The sequence below is a fragment of the Streptomyces canus genome (assembly GCF_001514145.1).
Lineage (GTDB): Bacteria > Actinomycetota > Actinomycetes > Streptomycetales > Streptomycetaceae > Streptomyces > Streptomyces canus.
In genome coordinates this window covers 828568-843323 of sequence record NZ_KQ948656.1, presented here as the reverse complement: position 1 = coordinate 843323, position 14756 = coordinate 828568, and the positions used below count along the sequence as shown (strand labels likewise).

Below are 14756 nucleotides of genomic sequence, written 5' to 3'. Positions count from 1 at the left end.
ATGTCCGGACAAGCGCTTTCTAAGTCGGCCGGGACGCCGGCTTGGAGCGAGCGTCCCGCCCGTACGCGACGTACGGCAACCGCACCAGGGCGTGCTTGTGCGGCAGCGGCCATGACGGCCGGGGACCCCCGCTCTTCAGGATGACGCGGCCGGGCGAGGCCGCGCCCTCGGAAAGCAGACCCTCCTGCACAATGCACCCGTGCCGCGTCCGTCGGCGCCGTGCTCCGTCCCCTACGACGAAAAAGGGATCGAAGATGACCACTGTAGGTGTGCGGCGCTCCCGCCGACTCGGCCGCGGCGGCATGCGCCGTCTGGCCCCCCTCGCTGCCGTAGCCACGGCAGGTGTCATGCTGCTCTCCGCCTGCGGCGGTGGTTCCGACTCGGGCGGCACCTCCAAGTCCCTGACGTTCTGGATCTCCACGGTTCCGGGGCAGGACGCGGGCTGGAAGAAGATGGTGGCGCAGTACAAGAAGGAAACCGGCGTCAACCTCAAGCTCGTCAACATCCCCTACGACGGCTACACGACGAAGCTGCACAACGCCGCGCAGGCGAACTCCCTGCCCGACGTGGCCGCCGTGCCGGCGCTGGACCCGATCTGGTCGAGCAAGCTGATCGACCTGAGCTCCATCGCCAACAAGAAGAGCAACAACATCAACCCCAACTTCCTCGCGAAGGACTCGTCCGGGAAGGTGCTGTCCATCCCCTCGGACGTCACCGCGTCCGGCCTGTTCATCAACAAGTCGCTGTTCGAGAAGGCGGGCGTCTCCTTCCCGGCCTCGCCGTCGAAGACCTGGACCTGGACCGACTTCATCGCCGCGGCGAACAAGGTCCGCGAGAAGACCGGCGCCAAGTACTCCCTGACCTTCGACCAGTCGCCGTCCCGGCTGCGCGCCATGGTGTACGAGATGGGCGGGCAGTACGTCCACGCGGACTCCTCCGGCAAGTTCTCGGTGGACGCGGCGACCAAGAAGGCCGTGAACACCTTCGTCGGATGGAACGACGACAAGACCATGCCGAAGTCGGTGTGGACCAGCGGCGCCGACCCGTCCGCCATGTTCCAGAGCGGTGACGTGGTCGCCTACTGGTCCGGCGTGTGGCAGGTGCCCGCCTTCGCGGACAGCATCAAGAAGTTCGAGTGGGCGAGCGTCCCGACCCCCGCCCAGCCGGTGCAGGCCAGCGACGTCAACAGCGGCGGCATGACCGTGGGCTTCAACAACAACGGCGACGCGGCCACCGCCGCGACGAAGTTCCTGTCCTGGCTGTACGAGCCGGCCCACTACCAGGCGCTGTGCGAGGCGTCCGGGTTCCTGCCGGTCGAGAGCGGTCTGACCCCGAAGTACCCCTTCAAGTCCGAGGCGGCGCAGGCGGCGTTCAAGCTCTACAACGAGTCCATCCCGCTCTACGCCCCGATCTCCGGCTACTTCAACAGCGCGCAGACGAACTGGGTGCTGAAGGGCAAGAGCCTCACCGAGGACCCGACCAAGACGGAGCTCGGCAAGGCGATCAACGGCCAGCAGTCGGCCGACAAGGCCCTGCAGAACATCGTGGACGGCTACAACCAGCAGGTCGGCGGCTGAGCGTAGGCCACAAGCGCCCGGGCGGCGGTGTCCCGACCCCGCCGCCCGGCCCTGGCCGTCCACGTGATGCCGGGCTCATGGCCTGAGCCCATCGCAATCCCTTCCACCAGCACGGAGTCAGGAAGATGACAAAACGCGCCTCGGACGTGTCCGCGAGCCCGCCCAGGAGACGCAGTAAGTACACCCTTGCGCCGCTCGTCCTGATCGCGGCCAATGTCGTACTCTTCTCGCTGTTCTTCGTCTGGCCGGCGGTGATCGGGCTCGTCTACTCCTTCACGAACTACACGGGCGTGGGGGTGTTCCAGTGGGTCGGGCTGGACAACTACCACAACCTGTTCGGCGACTCCACGTTCTACGACGCGCTGTCCCGGACCCTGCTGTACACCGTCCTCTTCGTCCCGCTGAACTTCGTGGTCTCGCTGCTCGCCGCCAACCTGGTGGTGAGCAAGCACGCCAAGGGCGGGTCGGTCGCCCGCGTCCTCTTCTTCATCCCGTGGCTGCTGTCGCCCATCGTCGTGGGTGTCCTGTGGCGGTGGATGTTCGGCGAGAACTTCGGACTGGTCAACTACGTCATCGAGAAGTTCGGCGGAGACGCCGTTCCGTGGCAGTCGAACGCGGACCTCTCGTTGCTCGTGGTGGTGATGGCGGCGGCCTGGGCCTGGACGGGTTTCACGATGCTGCTGTTCATCGCGGCGATCAAGAACGTACCGGTGTCGTACTACGAGGCCGCCTCGCTCGATGGCGCCGGCCCCTGGCGCCAGTTCTTCAGCATCACCCTGCCGAGCATCGCGCCCACCTCGTTCATCGTCATCCTGCTCAACACGATCAACGCGATGAAGGAGTACCCGGTGTTCGTCGCCCTCAACAACGGCGGACCCGGCACGTCGAACAACCTGCTCGTCCAGTACATCTACGAGACCGGCTTCAAACGGGGCCAGATCGGCTACGCGAGCGCCGCGTCGTTCGTGCTCATGCTCATCCTGATGGCCGTCGCGGTCGTCCAGCTGATGGTCAACCGGCGGGTGGAGAACCGATGACAACCACAGACGTCCCGCGCTCGGCCGACGTCGACTCCGGACGGCGCGTCTCCAGGAAGCGGCCCCGCAAGACGGCCACCGGTGGGCTCCGGCAGGCGGTGTCCGCTACGACACTGCTGTGGATCATGGCGTGCCTGTACGGGTTTCCGGTGCTGTGGTTCGTCCTCAGCTCCCTCAAGCCGGCCAGCGACCTGTTCTCGTATCCTCTGACGCTGGTCCCGCACAACCCCACCCTGTCGGGATTCAAGGCAGCGTGGGACAGCGCCAACTTCTCCCAGTACTTCATCAACACGGCCATCGTGTGCGTGATCACGACGATCCTCACGGTGGGTGTCAGCTGCTGCACGGGGTACGCGCTGGCCAAGTACGACAACAGATGGCTCAAGGCGTTCTTCATCTGCATCCTGGCCACCACGATGCTGCCGTCCGAGGTCATGCTCGCCCCGGAGTTCCTGGTGGTCCGCAACCTCGGCCTCTACAACTCGTTCGCCGGCATCATCCTCCCGGCCGTGCTCACGGCGACCGGATGCTTCATGTTCCGCCAGTTCTTCCTGACGGTTCCGGACGAACTGGTCGAAGCCGCACGCATCGACGGCGCCCGCGAACTGTCGATCTTCCTGCGGATCATGGTGCCGCTCTCCCGGCCCATCATGCTGACCCTGGCCATCCTGTCCTTCCAGTGGCGCTGGAACGACTACATCTGGCCGCTCCTGATGCTCAACGACCCCAACAAGTTCACCGTGCAGATCGGCATCCAGAGCATCGTCGGCGCCCAGAACATCAACTGGTCGGTACTGCTCGGCGCCTCGGTCATCTCCATGATCCCGCTGATCGCCATCTTCCTGGTCTTCCAGCGCTACGTCATGAGCGCCGACATCAACGCCGGACTGAAGGACTGACCTTGCCGACCCCGCTCGACCACGAGTTCGTCCGCGCGGTGGCCCGTGCCGCCGACCGGTCTGCCGTCCCACTGGCGGCCGGCCCCGACGAGGAACCAGCCGGTGTGCCGCACCGTGGTCTGGCGCGGCGGGTGAAGACCCTGGTCGCGGCATACCGTTCCCCGGACTCGGCACTGCACGGCAGCGGGCAGGCCGTCGCCGCCGCGATGACCCATCTGCGGGCCCTGCGCGCCACGCAGACCACCACCGGCCTCTTCGCCGGCGGCGACAACGTGCAGTCACCGCCGGACTCCGGCTTCACCGTCAACGACGTGTGCGACGCGCACGTCCTCGCGGCCGGCGCGGGACCGGAACTGAGCGAGGTCACGGCCGCGCTCGCCGAGATCGCCGGCGCCGCCTCCGCCAGCCTCCTGACCGGTGGCGTGCACACCCCGAACCACCGCTGGGAGCTGTCCGCGGCGCTGGCCCGGCTGCACCGGTCGTTCCCCGACGACCGGCTGCTCGACCGTATCGAGGAGTGGCTCGCCGAGGGCGTCGACATCGACGCGGAGGGCCTGTACTCGGAACGGAGCGCCAACTACGCGGCCCATGTGTCCAACCCGTCGCTGCTGCTGCTGGCCGAAGTGCTCGGCCGCGCCGACCTGCTCTACGCCGTCGAACGCAACCTCGCGGCGACCCTGGACCTGATCAGGCCGGACGGCACGGTGGAGACCGTCCACTCGCGACGGCAGGACCAGAACCACCCGTTCCCGCTGGCGCCCTACCTGCCGCACTACCGGCTGCTCGCGATCCGCACCGGCCGGGGCGACTTCGCCCGGGTGGCGCGGCTGGCGGCCGCCGGCGGTCTCGACGACCCCGACCTGCTCGCCGAGACCCTCCTCACCCCGGACCTGTGCCGCCCACTGCCCGCACCGACCGAGGAGACACTGCCCCGCGACCGGTACCTCACCACCGCACGCCTCGCCGCACGCGCCTCGGCCACCGCGCACACGGTGGTGTACGGCGGCTCCGACGTGCCCGAGCACCGGCGCATCCGTTCGGGCCTCGCCTGCAATCCCACCTTCCTGCGACTGTTCGCCGGCGACGCCGTCCTCGACGCGGTCCGTCTGACGCGGGGGTTCTTCGACCTGGGCCCGTTCCGCGCCGCCGACATGGAACAGCCGGCCGACAGCCGCTACCGGCTCACCGAGACCCTCACGGCCGCCTACTACCAGCCGCTCCCGCGGGACCGGCGCCGGGACGGCGGCGTCTACCGGATGACGGACGAGGGCCGCTTCTCGGCCGCGATGGCCTTCCCGGACCGGCCCCGGGACGAGGTCTCGCACACGACCCGCGTCGAGGTGGACCTGCGGGAGGACGGTGCCGACCTGCGGATCGACATCAGCGGACCACGCGTGCCCTGGGCCCTCGAACTGACCTTCCGGCCGGGCGGCGTGACCGAGGGCGCCGTACCGATCGGCGACGGACGCTGGTGTCTGACGACCGGACCGATGACCTACCGGGTCGGCGGCGACGAGATCCGCGTCGAGGCCGGCGTCGAGGCGGGCGAACCGCTCGCCGGGCCGGACGAGAGCGACGTACTGCGCTACGACCCGGGTCAGGACTACACCGTGGTGGGCGGCACCGACGCGACGACCGGGAACCGTGTCTACCTCGGCGGACACGGCCCGCAAACCCTGACCGTTGCCCTGCACGCCCGCCGATCCGCGCCTGATGTGTGACCTCGGGGAACCGCCCCATGGGCACCTCCGCCAAGAAGGACTGACCCTCTCGTGCACCTGCTTCACCAGCGCGGCCCGCTGCACGACCTCCCGGACACCCCGGAGGCGTACGACGCCGTCCTCGCCGATGTCGTCGAGCAGGCCCTCGTCCGGCTGACGCCCGAGGGCAACCTGGAACACCCCGACTGTCTCGACGACATCGGCGGCACCTGATCGATGTCCGCCTGGCGGGCCACCAGCTCCTCGGAGCGCGTCAGCAGCACAGCCGCCGGCAGCGCTTCCCGGGTGGGTAAGTGCCGGTACAGGGTGCCGGGCCCGACGCCCGCCTCCTTGGCCACCACACCCGTGTTCCACGCCCCCCACGGCCACGGGTCGGTGAGGCCGGTCACCGGGACACCCGAACGCCGGGAGATCAGTCCGGCGAGCTCACGTACGTCGCTGTACGTGGTGTTGAACCTCCACACAGCTTCGTGGCGGGTCCCCCGCGACGTGAACGCCACCTTCGGCGTCGCGGGACATCACGTGCTGCTTCCCTTCGTGTGACGCCGGGTCATTGGCCACGGCGCTTTGCCTCGGCCGTCGGGGCGGATGGCCGGGGCGGGCTGACCGGTTGCTCGGTGACCAGTGCTTCGAAGAGGCTTCGGGCGTCGACCATCACCTCCCGCATGTCCTCGGTACCGCTCGGCTCGTGGGCCGCCGTGTGCATGCTGCGGTAGCCCTGGACGTAGTGGGCGTGGTGGACGGAGAGGGCGGCGATCTGGTCCTCGAACCGCTCGCCGTCGGGGAAGCCGCGGTCCTTTGCCAGGCGGGCCAGCAGGGCGTCCGCTTCGATGACGCCCTGCTGCGGTGATTCGACGAAGTGCTCCTGGACGGCGGCCCATCGCGTCATGTAGCGCTCGCGGGCCGCGGGCGTCAGCGGCTGCTGTGTGAGGAGGCCGTGCTCCTTCACACGCTTGCCGAGTTCCTGTTCGGCGGCCCTGGTGTCGCCGTCGTGGTCGGCGACTGCGCGGGCGTACTCGGGGCCGAAGCGGCGCTTCAGTGCCTGCCCGCCACCGCCCTGGGTTCGTCCACGTCCGGGGTAGAGGAGGACGGCCAGGCCGATGAGGGCCACGGCGATGATCACGGTGATGATCATGATTGGCTGTTCCGGCGCTCGGTTCGCACTCTGGTCTGCTTCATTGCCGTCGATTCCTGTCGGCTGATCGGGCGTTCGGGCCTGCCGGGTGGTGTCCGCCCGACGTGGGCACCACCCGGGGCGTTGATGATCAGGGCTTGAACGCGTCCTTGGCCTTGTCGCCCGACTGCTTCAGCTCTCCGGAGACCCGGTCGGTCCTGCCTTCGCGCCGCAGTCGCCTGGTGCGGGTGGTCCGGCCGATGCGTTCGGTGACCCGGCCCTTGAACGCCTGTGTCTTGTGCTTGATGGTCTGTCCGACACTCATGGCCGGCCTCCTGCTTGTCTGGTGAGTGGGTCCCTGCGGGCAGCGCCGAACTCCGGAACGGACTACCGGCGGCGGCTACGGCCGCGCCCGCTCATCGCGAAGCCGGCGATCCAGACGACCAGTAGAACAGCGGCGACCCACCACAGGATCTGCATCGTGAAGCCGAACCCGAAGGCCACCAGGATCAGCAGAAGGAGAAGAATCCAGATCATCGCCGGGGCCTCCAGATCGCGGGGATTTCCTTGATTCCGCGGGGTCCGGGCGAAGCGGGGAGGTGAAATGCCGCGCCCCGATGTTCCGGAGCGGCATGGCCCTACGCCGTGCTGCCAGTCAACGCCTGGCAACCTCCCCTGTCAACGTGGTGTCGACACGGGCGAGTTCCGGGAGCTGCGCCGGGGTCGCCGGGGCGAGTGGAGCCTCGGCCGGGGATTCGGCCGGCTCGGTCGGCGGCGATGGCAGGATATGGTCTTCCCACCATGAAAGGGCCATCAGTACGACTAGTAGAACAAATGGGGTCGAAGCGGGAACGATCAGCGCGTACATGAGTACCGCCTGGTAGGGGATGCGTGCGACGCGGCGGGCGGCAGGTCGTTGCCCGCTTGAGGCGCATCGGCGTTTCGCCGGGATCTCGTGACGGCGGACGCGTGCGGGAACGGCCTCGCTCGTGACGCGACGGGTTCCGGCACCGATGCGCGGGGTGCGCCCTCTGGGGAGCGCGTTGGCGGTGCGACGCTGCCGGGGGCCGGGGCGGCATGTCGCACGCTAGACCTCCCGGCAGTTTCCCGACAGGTGTCAAGTAGCCATCCGTGCCGGGCAGGAGGCAATTACGTTGCGCCGTGTCCGTGTCCGTATCCGTATCCGCTGGGCAGGACTACGCTGTGGGGTGAGGCCCCAGTCCCCGGTATCGATGCCGTGTCCCGCTCCCGGGGAGGCCCACCGTGTTCGTCCTGCTTCTCATCCTCATCGCCGTTCTGTTCGGCTTCGGCTTCCTCCATCCCATCTGGTGGGTGGCCGCGGCGGTGCTGGCCTACGGTGCCACGCGGCACGGCCGCGAGCGCGGCGGAGGCCGGAGCCGTGGCGGCGGCTCCGATCTCGGGGACTACCGGAACCCCCGGGACTACCGGGACTACCGGGAACGCAGGGATCGTCAGGACCGCTGGGACCGCCGCTACACCCGCCAGAATTGGGCGCGCCGACGGCGCGAGGACCGACGGGACCATGAACACCACGGGTGACCCGTGCGTGGGCGGGCAGCCACCAGCCGGGACTGCTCAATTCCAGACCGGAGAGGTCGAATTCGATAATTCGAGAGAGGTACAGGCCATGCAACGCACAACCGTGCTCCAAGAGGACTGGTGGAACCTGCGGGCCGAGGCCACGTGGGGGAACGCATCGGCGGGGCAGGACCTCGTCGCACTGCGCGCCGAGAACGATCAGCTGCGGCGGGCGCTGGCCGGCCGTGCGGTCATCGACCAGGCTCGCGGCATGGTGATGGTCCTGACCCCCTGCAGCCGCGGAGCTGCCAGGAACCTGCTGGTAGACATCTCGCGGCAGTGCGACACCAGACTTCCGGAGGTGGCCGCGGCCCTGGTCGCCGCCTGGGAGGGCAAGTCGCTCCCGGAGCAGATGCAGCGGGCGCTACGTCGTACGGTGCGGCGATTTCATGTGGAAGGCCAGGGGCGCGACTCACGACAACCAGGCAAGTCGTCCAGGTAGGGAGAGGTCATGATTCACGCAGCTGACGTCCGAGAGTGGCGCAACCGCGATGTCGTCGACGCCGAGTCGCACAAGATCGGTGTCCTGGAGGCGATCTATGTGGACACCACCACCGACGAGCCTGCCATGGCCACGGTGCGGACCGGACTGCCCACCCGGCACCGTCTGGTCTTCGTCCCCATCGAGAACGCGATCGTCGGGCCGGACTATGTCAGGGTCGGCTATGTCAGAACGCTGGTGAGGCAGGCTCCTTCGATCGGCACCGACGACGTGTTGCCCGCCGAGCAGGAGGAAGCGGTGTTCAAGCACTACGGACTGCCTTACCAGTCCGGCGCGGCAGGCGAACGGCAGTTGGCGCGCCGCTGAACCTCCCTCGGTCTGGAGGGCCGGCCCGTCGGCGCCGTCTGCGACGCGGCCACCCAAGCCCTTCGGTGAGGGTTCAACTCCGTCGGCAGGGCTAGTCGTTGGATATGCCCAGACGCTACGGCGGAAGGCCCCGCGAGGTCGGTCACCTCCGTCATCGCGGACATCGCGGCACCGATTCTGAGTTCACCGTCCAGTCGGACAACTGGCGCATCGCGGTCAACTACGGCCTGCCCGCTGCCGTCTACCTGCTGATCGGGCACGCCGTGGCCGGCTGGGTCCACCGGACCTGACCGCTTCGCCGACGCGCGGCCACGCGCAGGGCATCGGGACGGGGCGGCCGCCGGGTCCGTGACAGGGTCCCCAGCCGTGTCCTGCGGAGCCGGCCGCGGAGGCGGCCCGGACGCCGTGCCGCGCCCGTGTCGCCCGGCCAAGGCCCTACCGCAGCCGGTCCTCGCGGATGTCCTGCGTGTCTTCGTCCGGCAGGTGCACGTCGTTGACCGCGATGTTCACCTCGACGACTTCCAGACCCGTCATCCGTTCCACCGCTGCGATCACGTTCTCACGGACCTCCGTGGCGAGGTCGGTGATGCTCACCCCGTATTCGACGACGACCTGGAGGTCGATGGCGGTCTGCTTCTCACCGACCTCGACCTTGACGCCACGCCCCGCGCTCGCATGCCCGCCCGGGACCCGGTCGCGCATCGCGCCCATGGTGCGCACGAACCCGCCGCCCAGCGCGTGGATTCCCGGGATCTCCCGTGCGGCGATGCCGGCGATCTTCTCCACCACCCCGTCGGCGATGGTCGTCCGGCCGCGGGTCTCCGGTGGTGCCTGGAGCCGGGGGTGTGCGGCGTGCGGTGTCGTGCCCAGGTCGGTGCGGGGTTCTCCCGGGCCGGGTGTGGGCAGGGTCGAACCGTTCGGCTCCGTCATGCGAAGCCACCTCCTCGGGTGGTGCACGGACCGACGTGCCCGGCGGCCGTCGGCCGCCGCGTTGCGCGTCTCTTGCCCAGTACCGCGCCACGCGTCGGACATGCCCCAGTACGGCGTCACATCCCGGCCACGGTCCGGGCGCCGGGAACAGGCGGGTTACCGGGCCCCGCCGGACCGCGCCGAGGACTATGCTGCCGTACAGACGTCCCAGACCCTGGCGGCTTGTCGTTGCTCGACACAGATGGCGCAGGGAGCGGGCACGTGGTCCGTCACCCGGCGCATCCCTGGAGGGAACCGGGTGGTCTTCTGGCCTGCTCTGCGGGCTTTCGGACCGGCCTCGCTCTGTCTCCGCTGAACGTACGCCCCTGCCGGGAGCATGCTCAGGCGGCCGGAACCCCGGCGCCACCGGAGCCGCTGCCGGATGGTCTTCTGAACCGAGGCGTCATGCCCCTGCCGCAGCTCACCGTCTACCGCCATAACCGAAGGACACGGACGCTGATCACCCTGGTCGGTGAGATCGACCTGGAATCGGCGCCCCTGGTGCGCGCGTCCCTGGAGTGGTGCCTGCGCGACGGCATCCGCACCATCGACGTCGACCTCGCCCTCGTCACCTTCTGCGACTGCAGCGGACTCAACACGTTCCTCCACGCTGCGCAGCAGACCACCGCCGCGGGCGGGACCCTGCGACTGCACCACCCGCCGCCGATGCTCACGCGTATCGTCCGCCTCGCCGACTGCGGGTTCCTGCTCCTCGGTTCTCAGTTCGCCCCCCGGCGACCTTCTGTCGGCGACACCCCGGCCGAGCCCCTTCCAGCCCCATCGCGCCAGTCTGTCTCCCTTGCGCCTGTCCTCTCCGGTGATGTCCGATGACGGCCGTGCCCGGGCGGGGACGGCCACGGAAGCCCGGGGACGGCGAGTCCTGTGCCGTGGCGCCGGTGCGGTTGCGTCGGCTGGACCGTCGGCTGGTGGACGGCCTGCGTGAGGATCTGGCGGATCTGTACACGGACTCCCGTGCAACGGCGCCGGGTGACGCGTACCGCCGTCCCGGCCGCCAGGACTTCCTGAACCGTGTCACCGCGGACATGGGCCGCCCGGGATTCGCCATGGTGATCGCCGAGTCGGACGTCCTGATGGGATGCGCCTTCGGATTCCCGGTGCGCGGCGACGGCTCGTGGTGGCTCGGCCTCGACGGAGTGATGCCGCGCAGTGTCGGGCACCTCACGGTGTCCGGCAGGGCCTTCGCGTTCGGTGACATCCTGATCCGCCCGCACCCGCAGGACCGGCGCCTCGCCCGTCGCATGCAGGAGCGGCTGTTGACCGACCACCAGGCCTCGCTCGGCGCCACCTTGGTGGTCGGGGCCGATCACGCTGCTCTCGCCGCGCTCCACTCCTGGGGGTGGCTGGACGTCGGAGAGCTTCGCAGGCCACTGGGCGCCGCCACGTTCCGCGCGCTGGTGTTTCCCGCCGAGGAACGTACCGCGGCGAGGCTGGGGGACCTTGTCGCGATGCCGGGAGGCGGTGGGCCGGGTGGGCCCTGAGAGCCGGTCGGCGCGGATTCGGACGCTGGTGGCGGAGCAGGCGGCCCGACGCGGTGACCGGGTCGGTGTGGTGGATGTGTGCACGGCGGCCGTGGCCGCGCTGCCGGTCGGAGGGGCCGGGGTGTCGGCGATGTCCAGGACCGCGCCGAGCCATCCGCTGTGCAGCACCGACAGCGTCAGCGGGCAACTGGAAGAGCTCCAGCTCACGCTGGGCGAGGGGCCCTGCGTGGACGCCTTCCTGCACGGCTCGGCCGTGCTGGCACCCGATCTGCTCACCCGTGACCTGCAAGACCGCTGGATGGTGTTCGCCGACGCGGCCCTGGAAGCCGGGGCACGCGCGGTGTTCGCGCTCCCTCTGCAGATGGGGGCGATCAGCCCGGGAGTCCTGGACCTGTACGCCCGCGTTCCGGTCCGGTTGAACGCGGAGGAAATGGCGGACGCGCTGGCGTTCGCCGATCTCGCGACGCTGGTGCTGCTCGATGCGCGCATTGACGAGACGGGCGGGCCGCGTGATGGCCCCGTCGAGGACCTGGGCGCGTACCGGGCGGAGATCGACCAGGCCGGCGGGATGCTCACGGTCCAGCTCGGCGTCGGCATCGAAGAAGCCTTCGTACGGCTCCGCGCCCACGCCTACGCACAGGGACGCCGACTGGGCGACGTGGCCGCGGATGTGGTGGCCCGTCGCCTGCGTTTCCCGCCGGACGCGGAGCCGGACCAGGCCGGAGAGGACCCCTGACGCATGGGTGCCGATCGAGGAACGCGCCGTACTTCCCGCCCCTTCGGGCCGGGACTAGTCTCAATCGAGGGTGCCCACGATGGATGAACAGCTCCTGTCCAAGACTTTCGTCGAGCTGGCCGACAACCTGGTCGCCGACTTCGACCTCATCGACTTCCTGCGCCTGCTGACCGACCGCTGCGTCGGCATGCTCGACGCGAGCGCCGCCGGGGTGCTGCTCGCCGACCGGGACGGCAAACTCCGCGTCATGGCCGCCTCCGACGAACAGGTGCGTGTGCTGGAGCTCTTCCAGCTCCAGAACGACGAGGGCCCCTGCCTCACGTGTTTCCGCACCGGCGCACCGGTGATCGTCCCCGACCTGACCCGGGAGATCGACCGCTGGCCGCGCTTCGTCACGGCTGCTCACCGCGGGGGATTCGGCGCCGTCCAGGCCCTGCCCATGCGCCTGCGGGAGGAGACCGTGGGCGCCCTCAACCTCTTCCGGGCCGCGCCCGGCCCCTTCGACCCGTCCGCCACCCTCGTCGCCCAGGCGCTGGCCGACGTCGCCACCATCAGCCTGCTGCAACAACGCACCACCCAGCGCAGCACCGTGCTGAACGAACAGTTGCAGGCCGCCCTGAACAGCCGGGTACTGATCGAACAGGCCAAGGGGAAGCTCGCCGAACGCCAGGGCATCGACATGGAGCGGGCGTTCACCGCGCTGCGCGGCTACGCCCGCTCCCACAACCGTCGCCTGGCCGACGTGGCCCGCGCCTTCATCGACGAGTCCGAACCCCTCTACGGTCTAGGAGCCTGACCCGCTCCCCGGTGGGGCCCCGTTACTGCTCTGCGGCGTCCTCGATCAGACGGCGGTGCAGCTCCGTGGTCATGAGGTGGATCGCTCGCGTCAGCTCGGTGTTGGTCCTGAGCTCCAACTCCTGCTCGACGAAATCGTGGTCGGCCTTGATCTGCTGGAAGGCCGCCTGCCGGTTCTGACCGATCATGACGAACGCGGAGAGGAAGATCGCCTCCAGCGACACGACGAGCGTCAACGTGGGCCATGGGCTGCTCTCGAGCAAAAGCATCCAGACCACGAACGCGACGGCGTGGAGGTAGACGAACGGCATCGAACCGGCGAACTTGGTGATGGCGTCGGCGATCCGCAACTGGACATCCCCGGCACGGCTGTTGCGGTGTGCAACCACTGCGGGATGATGCATGACCCGGCTGTCCTGCTCACTCATCGCGGCGCGCCTCTCGCGTCTCGGGGCTCGCGGGGGCTCCGCCGACCACGGGCTATGGCCCCCGCGCGTCCCTGGAGCCTAACCGCAAGCCTCCGCCACACCCGGTCGCGCAGGCGCACACAGGTGCGGATGATCAGCCGGGAGACCTGCATCTGCGAGAGACCGAGCTGCAGGCCGATGCGGTTCTGCGTCATCGCGCAGCAGAACCGCTGGTGGCAGAAGAACCGTATGCAGAGGATCTGCCGTTCGCGTTCGGGCAGGGCCCGCAGCATCGGGCGGAGCGCCTGACGCTTGCCCTGGGCAGGGGGCGGAGGTCGACCTCCTCGATCTAGGGAAACGGGTAGGAGCGGTCCGGCGGGTCGGGCGTCGGCAGCAACGGCACGTGGATCTCAACAACCATGGTGGGCACGGAGGCCATCCTGCTCCAGAGCCTCCGCCCGGCTTGCCCAGGAGCGAGCCGCGTCAGCAGCCCGAATGAGGCTGAAAAGGGCTCAGTGCCTACACGCACTCCAGTGCGATGCCGCAGGCCCGGGAATGCGAAGGACCCCGGGCGCACACAACTCCCGGAGTCCGCCCAACGGCGTCAGGGTGCCGCCCAGTTGAGCCCGAGTGCGGCGAGCCGCGGGTACGGCAACCCCGACGAGGGCTGGAGCCACCTGGTCAGCTCCACCGCCCTGGAGGCCGGACCCGTCCCGGACGCCCCGGACGACCCGCACGCCTTCGCCGTGCGCTACGGACCCGGGGGCACCTTCACGGCCACCTTCGAGCGCGAGGGCGCCGGTCTCACGGTGCGCACGGAGGCGTTCGCCGCACGCATCGGCGACCCGGCGGACGACGCCCACGGTGCGCCGGAACTGACGCTGTCCGCCTGCTGAAGGGCTTACACCTGCGTGTCGACACGCGGCAGCGTCGCCACCGGCACCACCAGGTCGGCCCGGTCCCGGGTGGCCGCCACCAGCTCCGCGTTGTGCTGGTCCGAGCGCAGCACCCACGCCAACGCCTCCTCGTGGGTCTTGCCGAACTCCTCGTGCCGGGCGACCAGCCGGCGCACCCGCTCGTCCTCGTCGAGCGCGCAGAACCAGACCTTGTCAAGAGCGGGCCTGACCCGCGTCCAGGCGCCGGTGCCGAGCAGCAGGTAGTTCCCCTCGGTCACGATCAGACGGGCCGTCGGCGGCACCGGGATCGCCCCGGCGATCGGCTGCTCCAGCACCCGCTCGAAACCCGGCGCGTACACCACGTCGCCGCCCGTCTCCTCGCGCAACCGCCGCAGCAGGGCCGCGTACCCGCCCGCGTCGAAGGTCTCGGGCGCGCCCTTGCGGTCACGCAGACCGAGCCGGTCCAGCTCCACGTCGGCGAGGTGGAAGCCGTCCATGGGGACGTGCGCCACCCAGGGCTCCCCGGAGCCGTTGAGGGCCCGCACCAGATGCTCGGCGAGGGTCGTCTTGCCCGAGCCGGGGGGACCGGCGATACCGAGGACGGCCCGCCCCTCGGGTCCGGCGAGGGAACGGGCGCGGGTCAGAAGGTCGTCGAAGGTCAGCGGCACACGCCGAGTGTGTCATTCGTCGATCACAGGT

The 14756-nt window shown here is 69.5% G+C and carries 21 protein-coding genes and 1 pseudogene; 14 read left to right on the top strand and 8 right to left on the bottom strand.

What is annotated here, in order from left to right; translation table 11 throughout:
• Positions 1-254 precede the first annotated feature (254 nt).
• From AQJ46_RS03760 to AQJ46_RS55330, 5 genes are all read left to right on the top strand, one after another.
• Positions 255-1577 carry an extracellular solute-binding protein gene (locus tag AQJ46_RS03760; protein WP_059204174.1) on the top strand — a complete coding sequence of 441 codons (1323 nt, stop codon included), beginning with the start codon at positions 255-257 and terminating at the stop codon, positions 1575-1577.
• A 125-nt stretch (positions 1578-1702) separates the two neighbouring features.
• Positions 1703-2614, top strand: coding sequence for a carbohydrate ABC transporter permease (locus AQJ46_RS03755; RefSeq protein ID WP_059204173.1), 912 nt, complete (start codon positions 1703-1705; stop codon positions 2612-2614).
• Positions 2611-3513, top strand: coding sequence for a carbohydrate ABC transporter permease (locus AQJ46_RS03750; protein WP_059204172.1), 903 nt, complete (start codon positions 2611-2613; stop codon positions 3511-3513). Before AQJ46_RS03755 ends, AQJ46_RS03750 begins: the two co-directional genes overlap by 4 nt.
• Before the next feature lie 2 nt (positions 3514-3515).
• The gene (locus AQJ46_RS03745; RefSeq protein WP_059204171.1) at positions 3516-5234 is read left to right on the top strand and encodes a hypothetical protein; all 1719 of its coding nucleotides are present in this window, start codon (positions 3516-3518) and stop codon (positions 5232-5234) included.
• 51 nt (positions 5235-5285) lie between these two features.
• Positions 5286-5447 carry a hypothetical protein gene (locus AQJ46_RS55330; protein WP_159063986.1) on the top strand — a complete coding sequence of 54 codons (162 nt, stop codon included), beginning with the start codon at positions 5286-5288 and terminating at the stop codon, positions 5445-5447.
• A 2-nt stretch (positions 5448-5449) separates the two neighbouring features.
• Here AQJ46_RS55330 and AQJ46_RS51725 read toward each other — a convergent pair.
• The 4 genes and pseudogenes from AQJ46_RS51725 to AQJ46_RS03730 form a co-directional block, all read right to left on the bottom strand.
• Positions 5450-5572: pseudogene (locus AQJ46_RS51725) on the bottom strand (TetR family transcriptional regulator); the annotation flags it as partial.
• 212 nt (positions 5573-5784) lie between these two features.
• Positions 5785-6369, bottom strand: a complete 585-nt coding sequence (locus AQJ46_RS03735; protein ID WP_059204169.1) for a hypothetical protein — start codon at positions 6367-6369, stop codon at positions 5785-5787.
• 130 nt (positions 6370-6499) lie between these two features.
• Complete coding sequence (locus AQJ46_RS51720; protein ID WP_079072097.1) at positions 6500-6673, bottom strand: CsbD family protein; 174 nt, start codon at positions 6671-6673, stop codon at positions 6500-6502.
• Positions 6674-6735: 62 nt separating this feature from the next.
• Positions 6736-6885 (bottom strand): hypothetical protein, encoded by a 150-nt coding sequence (locus tag AQJ46_RS03730; protein ID WP_059204168.1) that lies wholly within the window; start codon positions 6883-6885, stop codon positions 6736-6738.
• A 726-nt stretch (positions 6886-7611) separates the two neighbouring features.
• Between AQJ46_RS03730 and AQJ46_RS03725 the strand changes: the two genes are divergently transcribed.
• The 4 genes from AQJ46_RS03725 (at position 7612) to AQJ46_RS03710 (ending at position 9045) form a co-directional block, all read left to right on the top strand.
• The gene (locus AQJ46_RS03725) at positions 7612-7908 is read left to right on the top strand and encodes a hypothetical protein (protein ID WP_059204167.1); all 297 of its coding nucleotides are present in this window, start codon (positions 7612-7614) and stop codon (positions 7906-7908) included.
• 88 nt (positions 7909-7996) lie between these two features.
• Positions 7997-8389, top strand: coding sequence for an ANTAR domain-containing protein (locus AQJ46_RS03720; protein ID WP_063803752.1), 393 nt, complete (start codon positions 7997-7999; stop codon positions 8387-8389).
• Positions 8390-8398: 9 nt separating this feature from the next.
• Entirely contained in the window at positions 8399-8755 is a 357-nt protein-coding gene (locus AQJ46_RS03715; protein ID WP_059204166.1) for a PRC-barrel domain-containing protein, read from the top strand.
• Between the two features lie 104 nt (positions 8756-8859).
• Entirely contained in the window at positions 8860-9045 is a 186-nt protein-coding gene (locus tag AQJ46_RS03710) for a hypothetical protein (protein ID WP_059204165.1), read from the top strand.
• Between the two features lie 145 nt (positions 9046-9190).
• Here the strand turns inward: AQJ46_RS03710 and AQJ46_RS03705 are convergent, their stop codons facing one another.
• Positions 9191-9685, bottom strand: a complete 495-nt coding sequence (locus tag AQJ46_RS03705; RefSeq protein ID WP_059204164.1) for an Asp23/Gls24 family envelope stress response protein — start codon at positions 9683-9685, stop codon at positions 9191-9193.
• Positions 9686-10129: 444 nt separating this feature from the next.
• On the opposite strand from AQJ46_RS03705, the gene AQJ46_RS03700 reads away from it, so the two are divergent.
• The 4 genes from AQJ46_RS03700 (at position 10130) to AQJ46_RS03685 (ending at position 12755) form a co-directional block, all read left to right on the top strand.
• On the top strand, positions 10130-10555 hold the full coding sequence (locus AQJ46_RS03700; protein ID WP_059204163.1) for an STAS domain-containing protein: 426 nt from the start codon (positions 10130-10132) through the stop codon (positions 10553-10555).
• A complete protein-coding gene (locus tag AQJ46_RS03695; protein ID WP_225887228.1) occupies positions 10552-11223 on the top strand; it encodes a hypothetical protein in 672 nt (223 codons plus the stop codon). Before AQJ46_RS03700 ends, AQJ46_RS03695 begins: the two co-directional genes overlap by 4 nt.
• Positions 11224-11251: 28 nt before the next feature.
• Complete coding sequence (locus tag AQJ46_RS03690) at positions 11252-11959, top strand: ANTAR domain-containing protein (protein WP_225887227.1); 708 nt, start codon at positions 11252-11254, stop codon at positions 11957-11959.
• A gap of 79 nt (positions 11960-12038) precedes the next feature.
• The gene (locus AQJ46_RS03685) at positions 12039-12755 is read left to right on the top strand and encodes a GAF and ANTAR domain-containing protein (protein ID WP_059204161.1); all 717 of its coding nucleotides are present in this window, start codon (positions 12039-12041) and stop codon (positions 12753-12755) included.
• 22 nt (positions 12756-12777) lie between these two features.
• Here the strand turns inward: AQJ46_RS03685 and AQJ46_RS03680 are convergent, their stop codons facing one another.
• Together AQJ46_RS03680 and AQJ46_RS58970 are read right to left on the bottom strand one after the other, a co-directional pair.
• The gene (locus tag AQJ46_RS03680) at positions 12778-13182 is read right to left on the bottom strand and encodes a DUF1003 domain-containing protein (RefSeq protein ID WP_059204160.1); all 405 of its coding nucleotides are present in this window, start codon (positions 13180-13182) and stop codon (positions 12778-12780) included.
• Positions 13179-13454 carry a sigma factor-like helix-turn-helix DNA-binding protein gene (locus tag AQJ46_RS58970; protein WP_059204159.1) on the bottom strand — a complete coding sequence of 92 codons (276 nt, stop codon included), beginning with the start codon at positions 13452-13454 and terminating at the stop codon, positions 13179-13181. Before AQJ46_RS58970 ends, AQJ46_RS03680 begins: the two co-directional genes overlap by 4 nt.
• A gap of 327 nt (positions 13455-13781) precedes the next feature.
• Between AQJ46_RS58970 and AQJ46_RS03670 the strand changes: the two genes are divergently transcribed.
• Positions 13782-14057 carry a hypothetical protein gene (locus AQJ46_RS03670; RefSeq protein WP_059204158.1) on the top strand — a complete coding sequence of 92 codons (276 nt, stop codon included), beginning with the start codon at positions 13782-13784 and terminating at the stop codon, positions 14055-14057.
• Between the two features lie 5 nt (positions 14058-14062).
• Here the strand turns inward: AQJ46_RS03670 and AQJ46_RS03665 are convergent, their stop codons facing one another.
• Positions 14063-14725 carry a nucleoside/nucleotide kinase family protein gene (locus AQJ46_RS03665; RefSeq protein WP_059204157.1) on the bottom strand — a complete coding sequence of 221 codons (663 nt, stop codon included), beginning with the start codon at positions 14723-14725 and terminating at the stop codon, positions 14063-14065.
• Positions 14726-14756: the final 31 nt, after the last annotated feature.

Bases quoted from the DNA above. Each gene is read 5' to 3' on its own strand.
- AQJ46_RS03760 (WP_059204174.1), top strand. From the start codon at position 255: ATGACCACTGTAGGTGTGCGGCGCTCCCGCCGACTCGGCCGCGGCGGC.
- AQJ46_RS03755 (WP_059204173.1), top strand. From the start codon at position 1,703: ATGACAAAACGCGCCTCGGACGTGTCCGCGAGCCCGCCCAGGAGACGC.
- AQJ46_RS03750 (WP_059204172.1), top strand. From the start codon at position 2,611: ATGACAACCACAGACGTCCCGCGCTCGGCCGACGTCGACTCCGGACGG.
- AQJ46_RS03735 (WP_059204169.1), bottom strand. From the start codon at position 6,369: ATGATCATCACCGTGATCATCGCCGTGGCCCTCATCGGCCTGGCCGTC.
- AQJ46_RS51720 (WP_079072097.1), bottom strand. From the start codon at position 6,673: ATGAGTGTCGGACAGACCATCAAGCACAAGACACAGGCGTTCAAGGGC.
- AQJ46_RS03730 (WP_059204168.1), bottom strand. From the start codon at position 6,885: ATGATCTGGATTCTTCTCCTTCTGCTGATCCTGGTGGCCTTCGGGTTC.
- AQJ46_RS03720 (WP_063803752.1), top strand. From the start codon at position 7,997: ATGCAACGCACAACCGTGCTCCAAGAGGACTGGTGGAACCTGCGGGCC.
- AQJ46_RS03715 (WP_059204166.1), top strand. From the start codon at position 8,399: ATGATTCACGCAGCTGACGTCCGAGAGTGGCGCAACCGCGATGTCGTC.
- AQJ46_RS03710 (WP_059204165.1), top strand. From the start codon at position 8,860: ATGCCCAGACGCTACGGCGGAAGGCCCCGCGAGGTCGGTCACCTCCGT.
- AQJ46_RS03705 (WP_059204164.1), bottom strand. From the start codon at position 9,685: ATGACGGAGCCGAACGGTTCGACCCTGCCCACACCCGGCCCGGGAGAA.
- AQJ46_RS03700 (WP_059204163.1), top strand. From the start codon at position 10,130: ATGCCCCTGCCGCAGCTCACCGTCTACCGCCATAACCGAAGGACACGG.
- AQJ46_RS03695 (WP_225887228.1), top strand. From the start codon at position 10,552: ATGACGGCCGTGCCCGGGCGGGGACGGCCACGGAAGCCCGGGGACGGC.
- AQJ46_RS03685 (WP_059204161.1), top strand. From the start codon at position 12,039: ATGGATGAACAGCTCCTGTCCAAGACTTTCGTCGAGCTGGCCGACAAC.
- AQJ46_RS03680 (WP_059204160.1), bottom strand. From the start codon at position 13,182: ATGAGTGAGCAGGACAGCCGGGTCATGCATCATCCCGCAGTGGTTGCA.
- AQJ46_RS58970 (WP_059204159.1), bottom strand. From the start codon at position 13,454: ATGCTGCGGGCCCTGCCCGAACGCGAACGGCAGATCCTCTGCATACGG.